Consider the following 15,378-nt stretch of genomic DNA (forward strand, 5'->3'; position numbering starts at 1 on the left):
TTCTCGTGTTCCAGCACCATCCGCACCGCGCGCGTGCGAACCTCAGGCGAGAACTTGTTCGTCGTCTTGCTCGTCATAGGCCCTTCCTCTCAGGAGTTGGGGCCTCCGACAAACCCGGCGCGGTTCACTTGAATGTGCTTGAAACAGCGTGGGTTCCTTTGGTCAGGAAGTCGAGAGTCGACCGCGAATCGGGCCACGGAAAGTACCAGAATGGTTCGGCGGGCGAGGTGTACCTCCGGACGCACCACGGCTTCGAGCACGCTGAGATGGCTCATTGTCAGCGGGTGTCCCTGCAGGAGGTGAGCGGCGGTTCCCTGGTGTTCCTGTGCGCGGAGAAGGGCCGCGATGGAGGCGTACGCCAGCACATTGATCATGCCATTGTGTGACGGACGCAAGACGCGGTGCCGAGATACCATTCCTTACCACCCGTTAACGCGATCGGCGGCAGAGGAGCTGTGATCAAAACGGCATCTCGGGGATCGTATGAAACAGCGTCAATTCGTTGCTATTGCTTGTGGAATGCTCGTTGCCTTGGCCGCAGCGCGTGCCGAGGCTCAGGTAAAGCAGGCTGCGATCGACGCGGATGGGCGTTCCAGACTTGCGGGTTGGCCTTTGACGAAGGGCGTGCCGTCCAGCTTCGATGTGGGCGGCGTCAAGCTGGGCATGACGCCATCGGAGGCGGTGGAGGTTGCCCGAGCGCGGGGCCTGAAGATCGAGGGGCATCGGACTGACAACCCTTCCTTCGAAGAACGGGTCGTCCAGCAGATGGATCTGCTCCGGGGGAAGACCGTGCCCATGGCCCCATCTTATACGCACACACGTGGCCTGTATTTTGCTGACAATAGCGGTAGCACATGGTCGATTGAATTCGAGCCTACGCCCGCTGGTCAGGAGGCAGTGCAGATAAAATATCGTAGCCCGCTCGCTGGTCGCACCTCGCAGCAGATCGTGAACGCGTTGGAAGCGAAGTTTGGGCCGGCCTCGAACAAGAGCAAGGTCGAGCCGGCTTTCTTCTCCTTCAGTTGGTGCAAAGACGCCCGTGGAATGGATTGCAGCCTATACGCGCCGGAAACGACGCTGACGGCCATGGCTGAGGCCAATCAGTTCGTATTGATCCTCAAACGGGGGGCGCCGGAGGTGCGTAAGCTCGACGGTCTCGCTCGCGCGACGGCCGAAAAGCGAATGGCAGCGTCACCGGCAGCGAACAGCTTTTGATCCCCTACGGGCATGGGCGGCCTATGCAGGAATGAGCTGAAACGATACCCGGTACCGATAGAACCGAACCGCTGGCACCATGGCGAGGGCACGACGGATACGCTGGTCATCGTCCAACGCGATTACCGCGCCCTCCACCGTTTGCCCCGCTTCGGCCAGTTCCTCCTGCACATAGCCCATGTAGCGGAGGATCTGGCCGACAACGGCATCGCTGGCGCGGCCCTTTTTCAGCTCTACCACCAGCAGCCGCTTGCGATCCTTGCTGATCGCCAGAATGTCGAGCGCGCCGGTGTCGGTCGGAAATTGCTGGCCGACAAGCTCGCCTTCGTCCGCGTAGATTTCCCAGTCGCGGCCAAGTTCGGTCTGTCCCCAGTTGGCGACCAGGAAATCTTCCAGGTGCTTTTCCATGCCAAAGGCAACGGCATCTTCCACCAGACCCTCGCTGGTCATGATGGGCTGGGGGGAGATGGCGGGCAGCCCGCCGATAAGGCTTTCGATTTCTTCCGCATGCACGTTGATGTTCGACACCGTGCCGATCGAGCCCGTGGAGTTGCGCAGCGGCTCGCTCATTGCCGCGCGGTCTATATAGATATCGTGCCAAATGACGGTGCGTCGGTGCGGCAATACCGCGCCTGTCGCGTACCAATATTCGCCTTCGATCGCGCCGACTCGGTACCGGCCGGTGCCGTCGGGTGACAGAAGGATGTCGCCTGGTCGCAGCATCTTCGAAACCGTCCAGATTGCGGCGCAGGCGAGGCCGGCCGCCACCTTGCTCTTTTCAGGGTGGAGCTGGAGATAGATCGGGGCGTAGGCCCGATTGAACGGGCGGACGGATTCCGGGAGTTTGCCCGACAGGTCCTCATGGATGCCGAAATCGGTGCCGATAAAGCCGCCTTCAAAGCACTCCCTGGCGTGCATGCTCTTCCGGCCGAGCATCACACGGTAATAGTTCTTCATTGCCCCACCCCAAAGCCTGGATGAAGCGTCCTAGGCGGATTTCACGAGAGCAGAAACCCGTCCGATGGCTTGATTTGTTGGGCTTCTCTGCAGATCGCTGCGAATGTAGTGACCCAGCAGCGCGTCGGCCCGCCCCCGCTCCTCATTCGTCGCTAGCCCGAGCAATCCAATGCGGGGAGAGTCGACATTCTGGGGGCAGCAGGCGCTCCCTTGTGACGCCTAGCGCCGATGGCACCCGGCAGCGCGCGCGCTGACAGGGCGGTCGCCGCGCCTGAGCGCCGAGCACGAAGTGGGCGAGGGGCCATCGAGGTGAGCAACCTTCGCGGGTTGGGCTCGGACGCGACGTTGACGCTCATCAATGGTCACCGCCTTCCTTACGACGCCGTCAACCAGGGCGTCGACATCTCCATTATCCCGCTGGCGGCGCTCGAACGCATCGAGGTCATCACCGACGGCGCCTCGGCGCTCTACGGCTCGGACGCGATCGGCGGGGTCGCCAACCTGATCCTGCGCCGCGACTATGACGGACTCCTGACCAGCGCACGCGTCGGCGCATCGACCGCCCGAATCGTCTCTGCGAGGGTTCATTTGAGCGCATTTCGTCCGACGATGTTTTCCGTACATTTTCCGTACGGCCGTGGCGACGCTGCGCTAAGTCATTGAAAAGATGGCGCACCCGACAGGATTCGAACCTGTGGCCTCTGCCTTCGGAGGGCTGTGCCGGGCGGAACCTGCGCTGTTTCGCCTCGCTGGTGAGCAAGCATGGGCGCTACTCCGCACCCGCAAGTGCAGAAATAGGCCTCCGTTACCTATGTGTTACCTCGAGCCCGGAGAGGGGGCTGTTAGGTAACCTCCATGTTCCCAGCTTTTCCTGGCGCGCCCGGCTGGATTCGAACCAGCGGCCCCAAGCTTAGAAGGCTCGTGCTCTATCCAACTGAGCTACGGGCGCGCGTTACGGATGCCTTTAAGCGCAGATTGCGCGGGGGGCAAACGCCTCGCATACTGCACTGCAATGAACATGCCGCACGCTCCCACCCATGTCACCGCCCGCAGCCTGGCCGGCGGGCATTTCCGTTATTTCGACTTCGTAATGGCCGCCTTCGTCGCGATCATCCTGCTGTCGAACGTGATCGGCGCGGGCAAGGTCGCGCAGATCTGGCTGCCGGGAGTCGGCTATTGGCCGTTCGGGGCGGGCATCCTGTTCTTCCCCATTTCCTACATCATCGGCGACGTGCTGACCGAGGTCTATGGCTATGCCCGTGCGCGCCGGGTGATCTGGGCGGGGACGGCGGCGGTGCTGTTCATGGCGTTCATGGCGTGGGTCGTCGTCGCGCTGCCGCCGGCGCCGGACTGGAAGAACCAGGCGGCCTACGAAGTCATCTTCGGCCAGGTGCCGCGGATCGTGCTGGCCTCGGTCTGTGCCTTCTGGGCGGGCGAGTTCGTCAATTCCTATGTGCTGGCCCGCATGAAGCTGTGGACCGGCGGCCGGATGCTGTGGACCCGCACCGTCGGCTCGACCGTGGCGGGGCAGGCGGTCGACAGCCTGATCTTCTACCCGCTCGCCTTCTGGGGCGCCGAGGGCTGGACCAATGCGCTGGTCGTGAAGGTGCTGTTCACCCAGTGGGTGCTGAAGGTCGGCTGGGAAGTGCTGCTGACGCCGCTCACCTATATCGTCGTCGGCTTCCTCAAGCGCGCCGAGGGCGTCGACGTGTTCGACGAAGGGACCGACTTCACGCCCTTCGCGACGCGCGTTTGAGGCGCAGCCGGTCGCGCGCGCGGACATCGGCCTGAAACCAATTCTTTCTGGCGTTCGGGGAAAATCCCCGCATGCTGGTATGAAATCGGTTGCCAGGGATTCCCGTGCTCGCGTTCAATCCGCTTTATTCCATCGCCGGGGTGCTCGTCGGGCTGCTGGTCGGCATGACCGGGGTCGGCGGCGGCTCGCTGATGACGCCGCTGCTCGTTCTCGCCTTCGGCTTCCACCCGGCCACCGCGGTGGGCACCGACCTGCTCTACGCCTCCGCCACCAAGACGGTGGGGGCGGGGGTGCACGGCCTGCACGGCACGATCGACTGGAAGGTTGTGCGCAGGCTTGCCACTGGCAGCGTCCCCGCGACGATCCTGACGCTGCTGCTGCTGTCGAGCGCGCAGGAGCATGCCAAGAACAGCGGCGGGGTGATCACGGTCACGCTGGGCATCGCCCTGGTGGTGACGGCGATCGCGACCTTCTTCCGCAGCCGCCTGGTGCTGATCATGGCGCCCCGGTTCGAGCGGCTGGGCGAGGCGCGGATCGGCTATGTCACGATTGCGCTCGGCGCGATGCTGGGTCTCTTGGTGTCGCTGACCTCGGTGGGGGCGGGGGCGCTGGGGATGACCGCGCTGCTGATGCTCTACCCGCACCAGGCGGTGAACAAGCTCGTCGGGTCGGACATCGCCCATGCCGTGCCGCTGACCCTGCTCGCCGGACTGGGCCACTGGATGCTGGGATCGGTGAACGGATCGCTGCTCGTGTCGCTGCTCGCCGGATCGATCCCCGGCATCATTATCGGCAGCCTGCTGGCGACGCGGACCTCGGACAAGGTGCTCGTGCCGATCCTCGCCGCGACGCTCGCGCTGGTCGGGATTAAGATGCTTTTCTGACAACAAAAAGGCCGCGGTCCGGGAACCGCGGCCCTGTATTCGGATGCGTTGGCGGTCAGGCGACTGCGGCGAGCAGGCCTTCGAACAGCCGGCGGCCATCGTCGCCGCCATGCGCGGCTTCGATCTTGCGCTCCGGGTGGGGCATCATGCCGAGCACGTTGCCCGCCGCGTTCATCACGCCCGCGATGCCTCGCGCCGAACCGTTGATGTTCTGCGCGTAGCGGAACGCCACGCGGCCTTCGCCTTCGAGGCGGTCGAGCGTCTCGGCATCGGCGAAATAATTGCCGTCATGGTGCGCGACGGGGATCGAGAGCTGCTCGCCCGCTTGATAGGCGCTGGTGAAGATCGACTGGCTATTGTCCACCACCAGCGGCACGTCGCGGCAGATGAAATCGAGGCCGGCATTGCGCATCAGCGCGCCCGGCAGCAGCCCGGTTTCGGTGAGGACCTGGAAGCCGTTGCAGATACCGATCACCGGCGTGCCGCGATGGGCTGCCTCGATCACCGCCTGCACTACCGGAGAGCGCGCCGCGATGGCACCGCAGCGGAGATAATCGCCATAGGAGAAGCCGCCGGGCAGGGCGATCAGGCCCAGGCCCTCGGGCAACTCGCTGTCGCCGTGCCAAACCATGTGCGGCGTGGTGCCGGTCACGCTCTCCAGCGCGACCGCGATGTCGCGATCGCAGTTGGAGCCGGGGAAGACGATGACCGCGGTCTTCACAGCTTTTCGACCCGGTAGTTCTCGATCACCGTGTTGGCGAGCAGCTTGCGGCACATATCGTCGATCGCGGTGTCGCTTGTCGAATCGGCGACCTCCAGTTCGAAGATCTTGCCGGCGCGGACATCCTCGACGCCCTCGAAACCGAGGCCGCCTAGCGCGTTCTGAATGGCCTTGCCCTGCGGATCGAGCACGCCGTTCTTCAAGGTGACGATGATGCGGAGTTTCATGGGCGGCGCTATGGCGCGAGAGGGCCGAAGTCGCAACGGTAAAACGTGGGAACAGTCGTTTCCTCCACCGCGAAGCGGGGAAGGGGGACCGCCGCCGCAGGCGGTGGTGGAGGGGGCAAACGACAAAGGGCCCCGCGTGCGGCGAGGCCCCTCCACCATTCGCGATGCGAACGGTCCCCTTCCCCGGCGTGCCGGGGGAGGAAACGGAATGTTACTTGCCGCGCTTCTTGCGATGCGTCTCGAGGTCGAGCACGTCGGAGCCGTCGCCTTCCGGGAACAGGCCCAGGCGGCGGGCGACTTCCTGATAGGCCTCGACTTCGCCGCCCAGGTCGCGACGGAAGCGGTCCTTGTCGAGCTTCTCGCCCGAGGCGATGTCCCACAGACGGCAGCCATCGGGGCTGATCTCGTCGGCGAGGATGATCCGAGGATAGTCGTTTTCCCAGATCCGGCCGAATTCGAGCTTGAAGTCGACCAAGCGGATGCCGATGCCGGCGAACAGGCCCGAGAGGAAGTCGTTCACGCGGATGGCCATGTCGGCCATGTCGTGCAGTTCTTCCTGCGCGGCCCAGCCGAACGCCAGGATATGCTCGTCGGTGACCATCGGGTCGCCGAGCGCATCGTCCTTATAGTAATATTCGACGATCGTGCGGGGCAGCGGGGTGCCTTCCTCGATGCCGAGCTTCTTCGCCAGCGAACCGGCGACGACGTTGCGCACCACGACTTCGATCGGCACGATCTCGACCTGGCGGATCAGCTGCTCGCGCATGTTGAGGCGGCGGATGAAATGCGTCGGGATGCCGATGCCGCCGAGCAGGGTGAAGACATGCTCGCTGATGCGGTTGTTGAGCACGCCCTTGCCGTTGATCGTGCCCTTTTTCTGGGCGTTGAAGGCGGTTGCGTCGTCCTTGAAATACTGGATCAGCGTGCCCGGCTCCGGACCCTCGTAGAGAATCTTAGCCTTGCCTTCGTAGATTTGCCGGCGGCGTGCCATGTCGGCCTAGTCCCTTGGAAATGCGTTGCCCCGGCTCCACGGGATTTCTCCGCGTGACCGCCGGGGCTCTGGAAGGCTTCGCGCTATACCGCAAGGGGGGCGGGGGTGCAATGCGGCGCCGCTCCCCTTGCAGGACTTGTTCACGCGACCGGTTTCGAGCGGCGGAGCAGCGTCGCCACGCCTACGCCCGCGCCGAACACGGCGGCCCAGGGCAGCAGGTAGATCGCCAGCGAGAGCAGCAGCTGCATGCCCCAGACGAAGGCCAAGGCCGAGCCTTGCGCCGCCTCGCCGAGCGCTGCGCCGACGCTGGCACCCGAGGCGGGGGCGGCGAGCGCCTGGTAGCGGATCTCGACATCGGCCATCGCCACGCGACCCTGGAGTTCGCGCTGCCAGCTGCGCGCCTTGTCGAGCTCTTCCTGCGCGGCGGCGACCTGGTGCTCGGCATGGACGAGATCGGCGACCGATCCCTTGCGGGTGCGCAGCGTCTCGGTCAGGCGGGCGACGAGCAGTTCGCGCTGGCGGATGCGCGCGGCGGTATCGGTCAGGTCCTTGGACACGTCCTCGCCGGCGACGTCGGTGTTCGCCGCGCGACCGCCCGCCGCTGTCACTTGCCGCGCCGCTTCGCCGGTGAAATAGCCCGCATCGGCGGCGGTAACGCGGAGCTTCAGCAGGGCGTCGCCGATGCGGCCTTCGGCCTCGTTGCGGGTCAGCATGACCAGCTGGCAGCGTGCCGGCCCCAGCCGCTCGCAGATGGCACGGTGCCCGTCCTGCGTTTCTGCGAGCCGTGCCTCGGGGAGCAGGAAGCTGAGCGTGTAGCGATAGCTGAGCTGGGGCAGGGCGACCTTGAGAGGCTCCGCCCCGGGGTTTGCCGGCGCCTCCGCTTCCGCCACCGTGTCCCTGGCGCTGTCTTGCCGGTTGGAGGAACAAGCGGCGAGCAGCGCTGCACAACCGAGCACGAGAAATTTGCGCATCGACATCCCCTTGATGGTGACGTGCAAATCCCATCATCGGGCTAGGATAAAGTCAAGTCACAATTTCGCCGCAATTGGGGCGGGATTGCGGCTACCGCCCACGTGGCGACGACCCGGCAAATATTGCCGCGCCGCGCTCGCTCGGTGCAGATGCGTCCTAAAATGAAGGGGGATGAGGGTAGGACGGAAGGTCACGATGACGCGCTTCGGCAAGGCAATGTTGGTGGGGCTGGATCATACTCCCGAAGCGGGTATCAAGCCGTACACCGCGCAGGTTGTCGAAGGCATAAGGCGCGATACGCGGCTGGGGCGGCTGCGCCACCGGCTGTTCTACAACTATGCCTATAATTATATCTTCTGGCTGCGCACGAGATCCAACGATCCTGCCAGGCTGCGCAAGCTTAGCCGCATTGAACGGCTGCTGCGCGAGCCGCTTGCGCGGATCGGCCGCACGCCGCGCGCGGCCGAGTTCCACGAGATCGACTTCCACTTCGCCGAGAAGATGCTGGATCCCGCGCTGGTCGATCGCATGGCGACGGCGATGTTCGCGCCGCAGACCTTCACCGATCCCTATCTGCCGGGTTTTGAGCATCGCGGTGCGCCCGAGGCTACGGATCATCCTTTCCTGTACATGGATGCGCAACGTCTCTTCGAGGATCCGGCCTTCCTCGAAATCTGCAGCAACCCGGATCTGATTGCCTTTTGCCGTGAGACGCTGGGGCCGCGCGCGGTGCTCAGCTGGGCCTGGGCGTGGATCTCGCAGCCCACCGGCTTCGCCTATCAGAACCAGAACTGGCATCGGGATTGCGCCGAGCCGCTCAACTTCATCCGCGTGTTCGTGCCGCTTTCGCCGATCGAAACGCGGGCGGACGGACCGCTGGAGATGATACCAAGGACATCGAGCCTGCGTGAATTCTACGAAGTGCGTCGCTTCCACGACGAAGATCTGGAGCCACTGAAGCAGGCCATGGGCGCCGGGGTGGTGCTGGCGGATAAGGGCGACGTTTATTTCGTCAACACCTTCGCGCTCCATCGCGGCACACCGCCGACGCACCGCCGCGGCATGCTTTCGCTGCTCGTCTCGATCGGGCCGTCGCACCGCACACCTTCAATCCGCAAGCTGAAGTTGCGCGAGCTGCCCGAGCATCTGCGGCCGCTGATCGCCAAGAACCGCAGCTTCTTCCGCCATCTGGTGGGCTGATTCCGAAACAATTCGGGGCATCGATCGGATCATAAGGGGAACGCCCTTGGCGTTTCCCCCTCCTGCCTGCTATCCGGGATGGCGATGAGCCTCGACACCGATGTTTCCGAACCTTCCGGCGCCTCCGATGTGCCCTTCGACAGCGCGCTTTCCGAGCGCTACCTCGTCTATGCGCTGTCGACGATCACCGCGCGTTCGCTGCCCGATGTCCGCGACGGGCTGAAGCCGGTCCATCGCCGGCTGCTCTGGGCGATGCGGCTGCTCAAGCTGGACCCGGCGAGCGGGTACAAGAAGTGCGCGCGCGTCGTCGGCGACGTGATCGGTAAATACCATCCGCATGGCGATGCCTCGGTCTATGACGCGATGGTCCGGCTCGCGCAGACCTTCGCGCTGCGCTATCCGCTGGTCGACGGGCAGGGCAATTTCGGCAATATCGACGGCGATAACGCCGCCGCCTACCGCTACACCGAGGCGCGGCTGACCCAGGTCGCAATCGACCTGATGGACGGGCTCGACGAGAATTCGGTCGATTTCCGCCCGACCTACAATGGGGAAGACGAGGAGCCGGAGCTGTTCCCCGGCCTGTTCCCGAACCTGCTCGCCAATGGCGCGGCGGGCATCGCGGTGGGCATGGCGACCAGCATCCCGCCGCACAATGCCGCCGAGCTGATGCAGGCCGCCGTCGCGCTGATCGACAATCCGCAGGCGAACGTGCTCGACTATGTGAAGGGCCCGGACTTTCCGACCGGCGGCATCGCGGTCGACAGCCCCGCCGCGATCGCCGAGGCCTATGCCACCGGCCGCGGCAGCTTCCGCGTGCGTGCCAGGATCGAGAAGGTGACCGAGAAGGGCGGGGGCTGGCACCTCGTCGTCACCGAAATCCCCTACGGCGTGCAGAAGGGCAAGCTGATCGAGGGCATCGCGGCGCTGGTCAACGACAAGAAGCTGCCGATCCTTGGCGACGTGCGCGACGAATCCGCGGAGGACATCCGCATCGTCCTCGAACCGCGCAGCCGCACCGTCGACGCCGACACGCTGATGGACAGCCTCTACCGCCTGTCCGACCTCGAAGTGCGCGTGCCGCTCAACCTCAACGTGCTCGACAAGAACCGAACCCCGCGGGTGATGAGCCTGGCCGAGGCGCTGGCCGGCTGGCTGGAGCATCAGTTCGTCGTGCTGCAGCGCAAGTCGCAGCACCGGCTGGAGAAGATCGCCGACCGGCTGGAGCTGCTGCGTGGCTATATCACCGCCTATCTCAACCTCGACCGGGTGATCGAGATCATCCGCACCGAGGACGAGCCCAAGCCGATCATGATGGCCGAGTTCAGCCTGACCGACCGCCAGGCCGAGGCGATCCTCAACATGCGCCTGCGCTCCCTGCGCAAGCTGGAGGAGATGGAGCTTCGCCGCGAGCAGGAGAAGCTGGAGAAGGAACAGGCCGAGCTGGAGACGCTGCTCGGCTCGGAGGCGCGCCAGCGCACCTGGATGAAGCGCGCGCTGGGCAAGATGATTACCCGCTACGGGCTCGATACTCCGCTCGGCGCCCGCCGAACCGCGATCGTCGAGATGGCGCCGGCCCGCGAGATCCCGCTGGAGGCGATGATCGAGCGCGAGCCGATCACCGTCATCCTCTCGCAGCGCGGCTGGATCCGCGCGATGAAGGGGCATGTCGAGGATCTCGGCGGCGAGGCGCTCAAGTTCAAGGAAGGCGATGGCCCCTTCCTGGCCTTCCACGCCCAGACCACCGACAAGCTGCTGCTCGCCGCCGACAACGGCCGCTTCTACACGCTCGGCGCGGACAAGCTGCCCGGCGGCCGCGGCTTTGGCGAGCCGGTGCGGCTGCTGATTGATCTGGAGGCCGAGCGGCACATCGTCAATCTGCTGCCCGCAAGCGCAGCACCCAAGCTGCTCGTCGCGGCGAGCGACGGGCGCGGCTTCATCGTGAGCAGCCAGGAAGTGATCGCCGAGACGCGCAAGGGCAAGCAGGTGGTGACCCCGCGGCCCGGCGCGCACCTCAAGCTGGTCCGCCCGATCGGTGCCGAGGATGATTTCGTCGCGGCGATCGGGGACAATCGCAAGATGCTGGTCTTCCCGCTTTCCGAAGTGGCCGAGATGACGCGCGGGCAGGGCGTGCAGCTCCAGCGCTACCGCGATGGCGGCCTGTCCGACGTGATCACCTTCAAATTTGCCGATGGCCTGCGCTGGCGCATGGGCGGCGAGCAGGAGCGCTATCGCTCCGAGCCCGACGTGATGCCGTGGCGTGCCGCGCGCGGGGCAGCGGGGCGGATGCCGCCCACCGGCTTCCCGCGTGATAATAAATTTTGATTGATAAAACCTGTGGATGCCTCCGCGTCCTTCAGGCCGCTTTAACTAGTTTGCGGCTATGCCGAAGGAGATGGCGTTTCGAAGAGTCCGGGCTCTGAGTATGCGTACCGCGGAGCCTGCTCCGCGGATCGACGACCCGTCTTCGGCGCTGCCGCCGGGTACCGACGGGCTGCTCGAACTGATGCCGATTCCGGCCGCGGTGCTGGAGATCCAGGACGGCCGGTATAGCTTCGCTGCGGTCAACACCCAGTTTCGCGTCGCGGGGCTCGGTTGCACTGCGCAGGACTCGCCGGTGGTCCAGCTGCTCGGCGCGCGGATCGGCCAGTTTCTCGCCTCCGACCGCCAGCAGGAGGAAATCGCCTGGCGTTTTGGCGGCGAGGTCGACAGCCGCCATTTCCGCGTCGTGCTCGCCCGCCGGGGCTCAAGCGAACCGCGCTGCCTGATCACGCTGGTTGACCAGACCTCCGAACTGCGCACCGAGCAGAGCCTGCGCCGCGAAATGGCGACCGACAGTCTCACCGGCCTGCCCAATCGCGCCGGCTTCTCGGACGAGCTCGAGACCCGCATCGGCGCGGGCGACGCGGCGGCGCATGCCGTGCTGGTGATCAACCTCGATCGCTTCAGCCGGGTCAATGCCTGCATGGGGGCGCTCGCCGGCGACGAGCTGCTGATCTCGGTCGCGCGGCGGGTCAAGGGGGCGCTTCGCGGCCGCGACGTGCTGGCGCGGATCGGCGGCGACGAATTCGGCGTGCTGATGTCGCTGGACGACGGGCCCGACGACGCCGTGCAGGTCGCCAAGCGCGTCCATGCGGCGCTGACCAACCCGTTCCGCCTTTCCAATTTCGAGATCCGCATCGATTGCTCGATCGGTATCGCGCTCGGCACCGATATAGACGGCGACCCCGAGGACCTGGTGCGCAATGCGCAGCTGGCGGTCCGCCGTGCCAAGAAGAGCGGCCACACCGAATTCTACCATACCCGCGCCTTCGACCTGGCGCGCGAGCAGTTCGCGATCGAGACCGAGCTGCGCCGCGCCATCGAGAATGGCTGCATGACGCTCAACTTCCAGCCGATCTGCGACCTCGGCACCGGCCGGATCACGTCGTTCGAGGCGCTCGCCCGCTGGACCAACGACGACGGTGTACTGATCTCGCCCAACGCCTTCATTCCCGTTGCGGAGGAATCGGGGCTGATCGTCCCGCTCGGCCGCTGGGCGATGGAAGAGGCGGCGCGCACGCTCGCCGAATGGGACGCCCGCGCCGGCGGCGATTGCGGCGTGAAGCTCGCGGTCAATCTCTCGGCGATCCAGCTGCAGCGGGACCAGATCGGCGCGATGGTGAAGAACGCGCTCGATCGCCACGCCATGCCCGGCTCGCGCTTCACGCTGGAGCTGACCGAAAGCGCGATCGTCAGCGATCCCGATCGAATCGCCCAGACCATGTCGGCGCTCAAGGACCTCGGCACCACGCTGGCGATGGACGATTTCGGCACCGGCTATTCGAACCTGGCCTATCTGCAGAAGCTGCCGATCGACGTGCTCAAGATCGACCGCAGCTTCGTCACCGGCATGCTCGCCGATCGCGACAAGGTGGCGATCATCCGCGCGATCCTCAGCCTCGCCTATGCGCTGGGCATGCAGACGACCGCCGAGGGGATCGAGACGCCGGAACTCGCCCAGACCCTAGGCGCGCTGGGTTGCACCTACGGCCAGGGCTATCATTATTCGCGACCGGTCCCCGGCGACGCCGCCTTCGCGCTGATCGAGGCGTTCAAGGCCTGAGCCACTACGGCATCGGCGATCGCGTCGACGCGGGAAGCATCCGGGAATGCCTCCGCGATCCACTGGTCTTCGATCGTGCGCAGCGCGCGGGCGACATCCGGGCCTTTGGCGAGACCGCGCGCGACCAGCGCGCCGCCGGCGATCGGCAGGCGCGGGATCTCCCATCCGGTAAGTGCTGCCCAGCCCTGGGCGGCCTCGGCGTCGTCGGGGGCGGCGAGCAGCAGACGATCCTCCGCAGCCTCGCGGCCGATCCGATAGGCGAGGGCGCGGGCATCGTCGGTTCCGCCGTCGGTCAGCGCGAGGACCAGCCGCTTGCGCTGCGCGTTGGAGAGCTTGAGCCGCGCCCCGATCAGATCGCCGGCGGCCGGATCGCGCGGCAGCAGTGCGGCGAGGCGGCGGATGGGGTCGGGGACGGCGCCGAGCAGGGCTTCGCGTTCGGCGAGTGCTGCCAGCGTTGCGGCTGAGGTGATTTCCGGCACCACCGGCTCGAGGATGCCGCGCTCCAGCATCAGCGCCGTCACCCCCACCGCATCGCGCGCGACCAGCAGCTTGAGCAGCTCGTCGCGGATTCGCTCGCGGCTGAGCGCCATCAGGTCGCGTGCGCGGGCGGTGCAGGCATCCAGCCCTTCGGGATCAGGCGTGTCGCCGAAGCGGGCGAGGAAGCGGAAGAAGCGGAGGATCCGCAAATGATCCTCGGCAATCCGCCGCAGCGGATCGCCGATGAAGCGCACGCGGCGCGCCTCCAGGTCCGCCAGCCCTCCGAAATAGTCGTATAGTGCACCGCCGTTCGGGTCGGCATAGAGGGCGTTGATCGTGAAATCGCGGCGCGCGGCATCCTCGCGCCAGTCGTCGGTGAAGGCGACGGTGGCGTGGCGCCCATCGGTGGAGATGTCGCGGCGCAGCGTGGTCACCTCGACGGGACCGCTTTCGAGCACTGCGGTGATCGTGCCATGGTCGAGGCCCGTGGGCACCGCCCGGATGCCCGCGGCACGCAACCGGGCCAGCACCTCCTCGGGTGCGAGCGCGGTGGCAAGGTCGAGGTCGGCGACGGGAAGGCCCAGCAGTGCATCGCGCACCGCCCCGCCGACGAAGCGGCACAGCCCTTCGTCCGCACCCAGCACCTCGGTCAGCGCGTCCAGGCCGGCGCGGCCGCGCCAGTCGGTCTCCGGCAGCGTCAGCGCGGCCATGCCATCCGCCGCGACAGGTTGACCAGCATCGCCGCCGTGGCACCCCAGATTCGATAATCGTTCCACATGATCTCGTAATAATGGCGCTCATACCCTTGGTAGGGAGCGCTTTTCTTTTGATGGTTGGTATCGTCGAGGAGGAAGGCGAGCGGCACTTCGAACACCTCGGCGACCTCGGCCTCGGAGGGCACCAGGGTCAGGTCCGGCGGTACCACCCCGATCACCGGCGTCACCTGATAGCCGGTGACGGTGCGGTACTGCTCGACCGTGCCGACCACCTCCACGAGCCTGCGGGGCAGGGCGATCTCCTCCTCGGCCTCGCGCAGCGCGGCGTCGACGGGATCCTTGTCCTCGGGATCGATGCGGCCGCCCGGAAAGGCGATCTGGCCGGCGTGGCGGCGCAGATTGGCGTTGCGGCGGGTGAGCAGCACGCCCGGCACGTCGCGATCGGTCACCGCGAGCAGCACCGCGGCGGCACTCGTCACCTGGGCGGGATCGAAAAAGGCGTGGTCGCCGGGGAGCAGCGTCGTCGCCTGGGCCGGCCGGCTGTCTAGCGCGCGCCGGAGCTGGTCGGCAAGCCTCATGCTTCGGGCTCGAGCGGGAAGAACACGCCCTGGCTCCAGACGCCCGGCGCGGCGCCGTCCTGCGCCAATGCGAGCTGGGCGAGCTCGTAATAGACGCTGCGGGCGACCAAGGCATCGAGCCCGCGGCGCACGACAAGATAGGGGTGGGGGCCATCTTCGCGCGCTTCAATCCGCAGCGGATGGTCCGGGCCGGCGACGACGATATCGCCGGTGTTCAGCCGAAAGGCCAGCCGCATGGTCGCGCCTTCGCCCTCGACCTTCAGTTCGACGGCGACGAAGGGCGCATCCTCCACCGCGATGTCGAGCTTCTCGACAGGGGTGACCAGCACGAAGCCGCCGGTGGGCTCACGCCGCAGGATCGTGGAGAAGAGCCGCACCATCGCCGGTCGGCCGATCGGGCTGCCTTGGTGGTACCAGGTGCCGTCGCGGGCGATGCGCATCTCGCTGTCGCCGCAATGCGCCGGGTTCCAGCTTTCGACGGGCGGGAGGCGATGCTCTTCCGCCAGGCGGGCGATCTCGGCGAGCGACAGGCTGGCGAAATCGGGGGGCGGCGTGTTGGGCATGGGCTTCCCTTAGCGC

General features: G+C 66.1%; 15 protein-coding genes, 1 tRNA gene and 1 pseudogene. 8 read left to right on the forward strand and 9 right to left on the reverse strand.

The genetic code is table 11. The annotated features are described in order from the left end of the window. Both CA234_RS24565 and CA234_RS05175 read left to right on the forward strand, forming a co-directional pair. Positions 1-386, forward strand: a 386-nt coding sequence (locus tag CA234_RS24565) for a hypothetical protein (RefSeq protein WP_206431091.1), incomplete at its 5' end; no start/stop codon positions are given. A gap of 133 nt (positions 387-519) precedes the next feature. Continuing rightward, the gene (locus tag CA234_RS05175; protein WP_125974154.1) at positions 520-1,215 is read left to right on the forward strand and encodes a hypothetical protein; all 696 of its coding nucleotides are present in this window, start codon (positions 520-522) and stop codon (positions 1,213-1,215) included. 21 nt (positions 1,216-1,236) lie between these two features. Here CA234_RS05175 and CA234_RS05180 read toward each other — a convergent pair whose 3' ends face one another. Next, complete coding sequence (locus CA234_RS05180; protein ID WP_125974156.1) at positions 1,237-2,172, reverse strand: endonuclease NucS domain-containing protein; 936 nt, start codon at positions 2,170-2,172, stop codon at positions 1,237-1,239. 228 nt (positions 2,173-2,400) lie between these two features. Between CA234_RS05180 and CA234_RS05185 the strand changes: the two are divergent. Further along, positions 2,401-2,733, forward strand: a pseudogene (locus CA234_RS05185) (TonB-dependent receptor plug domain-containing protein); the annotation flags it as partial. A gap of 311 nt (positions 2,734-3,044) precedes the next feature. On the opposite strand, the gene CA234_RS05190 reads toward CA234_RS05185, so the two are convergent. Continuing rightward, a tRNA-Arg gene (locus tag CA234_RS05190) sits at positions 3,045-3,121 on the reverse strand. Positions 3,122-3,184: 63 nt separating this feature from the next. Here CA234_RS05190 and CA234_RS05195 point away from each other — a divergent pair. Both CA234_RS05195 and CA234_RS05200 read left to right on the forward strand, forming a co-directional pair. Continuing rightward, positions 3,185-3,928, forward strand: coding sequence for a queuosine precursor transporter (locus tag CA234_RS05195; protein WP_164521715.1), 744 nt, complete (start codon positions 3,185-3,187; stop codon positions 3,926-3,928). A gap of 104 nt (positions 3,929-4,032) precedes the next feature. Then, the gene (locus CA234_RS05200) at positions 4,033-4,812 is read left to right on the forward strand and encodes a sulfite exporter TauE/SafE family protein (RefSeq protein ID WP_125974210.1); all 780 of its coding nucleotides are present in this window, start codon (positions 4,033-4,035) and stop codon (positions 4,810-4,812) included. 55 nt (positions 4,813-4,867) lie between these two features. On the opposite strand, the gene purQ is transcribed toward CA234_RS05200, so the two are convergent. The 4 genes from purQ to CA234_RS05220 all read right to left on the reverse strand — a co-directional run bounded on the left by purQ (position 4,868) and on the right by CA234_RS05220 (position 7,722). After that, positions 4,868-5,533 (reverse strand): phosphoribosylformylglycinamidine synthase subunit PurQ, encoded by a 666-nt coding sequence (gene purQ, locus CA234_RS05205; protein WP_125974212.1) that lies wholly within the window; start codon positions 5,531-5,533, stop codon positions 4,868-4,870. Further along, complete coding sequence (gene purS / locus CA234_RS05210; protein WP_125974214.1) at positions 5,530-5,760, reverse strand: phosphoribosylformylglycinamidine synthase subunit PurS; 231 nt, start codon at positions 5,758-5,760, stop codon at positions 5,530-5,532. The genes purQ and purS overlap by 4 nt, the downstream gene beginning before the upstream one ends. 211 nt (positions 5,761-5,971) lie before the next feature. Then, positions 5,972-6,751, reverse strand: coding sequence for a phosphoribosylaminoimidazolesuccinocarboxamide synthase (purC, locus tag CA234_RS05215; protein WP_093295430.1), 780 nt, complete (start codon positions 6,749-6,751; stop codon positions 5,972-5,974). 140 nt (positions 6,752-6,891) lie between these two features. Beyond that, on the reverse strand, positions 6,892-7,722 hold the full coding sequence (locus CA234_RS05220; protein WP_164521716.1) for a DUF4349 domain-containing protein: 831 nt from the start codon (positions 7,720-7,722) through the stop codon (positions 6,892-6,894). A gap of 196 nt (positions 7,723-7,918) precedes the next feature. Between CA234_RS05220 and CA234_RS05225 the strand changes: the two genes are divergently transcribed. The 3 genes from CA234_RS05225 to CA234_RS05235 all read left to right on the forward strand — a co-directional run bounded on the left by CA234_RS05225 (position 7,919) and on the right by CA234_RS05235 (position 13,028). Continuing rightward, a complete protein-coding gene (locus CA234_RS05225; RefSeq protein ID WP_126001069.1) occupies positions 7,919-8,923 on the forward strand; it encodes a hypothetical protein in 1,005 nt (334 codons plus the stop codon). Positions 8,924-9,007: 84 nt separating this feature from the next. Further along, positions 9,008-11,248, forward strand: a complete 2,241-nt coding sequence (gene parC, locus CA234_RS05230) for a DNA topoisomerase IV subunit A (protein WP_125974218.1) — start codon at positions 9,008-9,010, stop codon at positions 11,246-11,248. Between the two features lie 100 nt (positions 11,249-11,348). Beyond that, a complete protein-coding gene (locus CA234_RS05235) occupies positions 11,349-13,028 on the forward strand; it encodes a bifunctional diguanylate cyclase/phosphodiesterase (RefSeq protein ID WP_126001070.1) in 1,680 nt (559 codons plus the stop codon). Here the strand turns inward: CA234_RS05235 and CA234_RS05240 are convergent. Genes CA234_RS05240 through CA234_RS05250 form a run of 3 tightly spaced genes read right to left on the reverse strand, consistent with a single transcriptional unit; the run spans position 12,968 to position 15,362 of the window. Then, positions 12,968-14,215: a CCA tRNA nucleotidyltransferase gene (locus CA234_RS05240; protein ID WP_125974222.1), complete on the reverse strand. Its 1,248-nt coding sequence runs from the start codon at positions 14,213-14,215 to the stop codon at positions 12,968-12,970. The genes CA234_RS05235 and CA234_RS05240 overlap by 61 nt on opposite strands. Then, the gene (locus tag CA234_RS05245) at positions 14,203-14,799 is read right to left on the reverse strand and encodes a CoA pyrophosphatase (RefSeq protein ID WP_126001071.1); all 597 of its coding nucleotides are present in this window, start codon (positions 14,797-14,799) and stop codon (positions 14,203-14,205) included. The genes CA234_RS05240 and CA234_RS05245 overlap by 13 nt, the downstream gene beginning before the upstream one ends. Next, positions 14,796-15,362 carry a DUF1285 domain-containing protein gene (locus tag CA234_RS05250; protein ID WP_126001072.1) on the reverse strand — a complete coding sequence of 189 codons (567 nt, stop codon included), beginning with the start codon at positions 15,360-15,362 and terminating at the stop codon, positions 14,796-14,798. Before CA234_RS05250 ends, CA234_RS05245 begins: the two co-directional genes overlap by 4 nt. Between the last annotated feature and the right edge of the window lie 16 nt (positions 15,363-15,378).

Origin of the sequence: Sphingomonas sp. ABOLE, from assembly GCF_003950455.1 — a bacterium.
Lineage (GTDB): Bacteria > Pseudomonadota > Alphaproteobacteria > Sphingomonadales > Sphingomonadaceae > Sphingomonas > Sphingomonas trueperi.

What these genes read in the sequence shown, in the direction of transcription:
- CA234_RS05175 (WP_125974154.1), top strand. Translation starts at nt 520, where the DNA reads ATGCTCGTTGCCTTGGCCGCAGCGCGTGCCGAGGCTCAGGTAAAGCAG.
- CA234_RS05180 (WP_125974156.1), bottom strand. Translation starts at nt 2,172, where the DNA reads ATGAAGAACTATTACCGTGTGATGCTCGGCCGGAAGAGCATGCACGCC.
- CA234_RS05195 (WP_164521715.1), top strand. Translation starts at nt 3,185, where the DNA reads ATGAACATGCCGCACGCTCCCACCCATGTCACCGCCCGCAGCCTGGCC.
- purS (WP_125974214.1), bottom strand. Translation starts at nt 5,760, where the DNA reads ATGAAACTCCGCATCATCGTCACCTTGAAGAACGGCGTGCTCGATCCG.
- purC (WP_093295430.1), bottom strand. Translation starts at nt 6,751, where the DNA reads ATGGCACGCCGCCGGCAAATCTACGAAGGCAAGGCTAAGATTCTCTAC.
- CA234_RS05220 (WP_164521716.1), bottom strand. Translation starts at nt 7,722, where the DNA reads ATGCGCAAATTTCTCGTGCTCGGTTGTGCAGCGCTGCTCGCCGCTTGT.
- CA234_RS05225 (WP_126001069.1), top strand. Translation starts at nt 7,919, where the DNA reads ATGACGCGCTTCGGCAAGGCAATGTTGGTGGGGCTGGATCATACTCCC.
- parC (WP_125974218.1), top strand. Translation starts at nt 9,008, where the DNA reads ATGAGCCTCGACACCGATGTTTCCGAACCTTCCGGCGCCTCCGATGTG.
- CA234_RS05235 (WP_126001070.1), top strand. Translation starts at nt 11,349, where the DNA reads ATGCGTACCGCGGAGCCTGCTCCGCGGATCGACGACCCGTCTTCGGCG.
- CA234_RS05240 (WP_125974222.1), bottom strand. Translation starts at nt 14,215, where the DNA reads ATGGCCGCGCTGACGCTGCCGGAGACCGACTGGCGCGGCCGCGCCGGC.
- CA234_RS05245 (WP_126001071.1), bottom strand. Translation starts at nt 14,799, where the DNA reads ATGAGGCTTGCCGACCAGCTCCGGCGCGCGCTAGACAGCCGGCCGGCC.
- CA234_RS05250 (WP_126001072.1), bottom strand. Translation starts at nt 15,362, where the DNA reads ATGCCCAACACGCCGCCCCCCGATTTCGCCAGCCTGTCGCTCGCCGAG.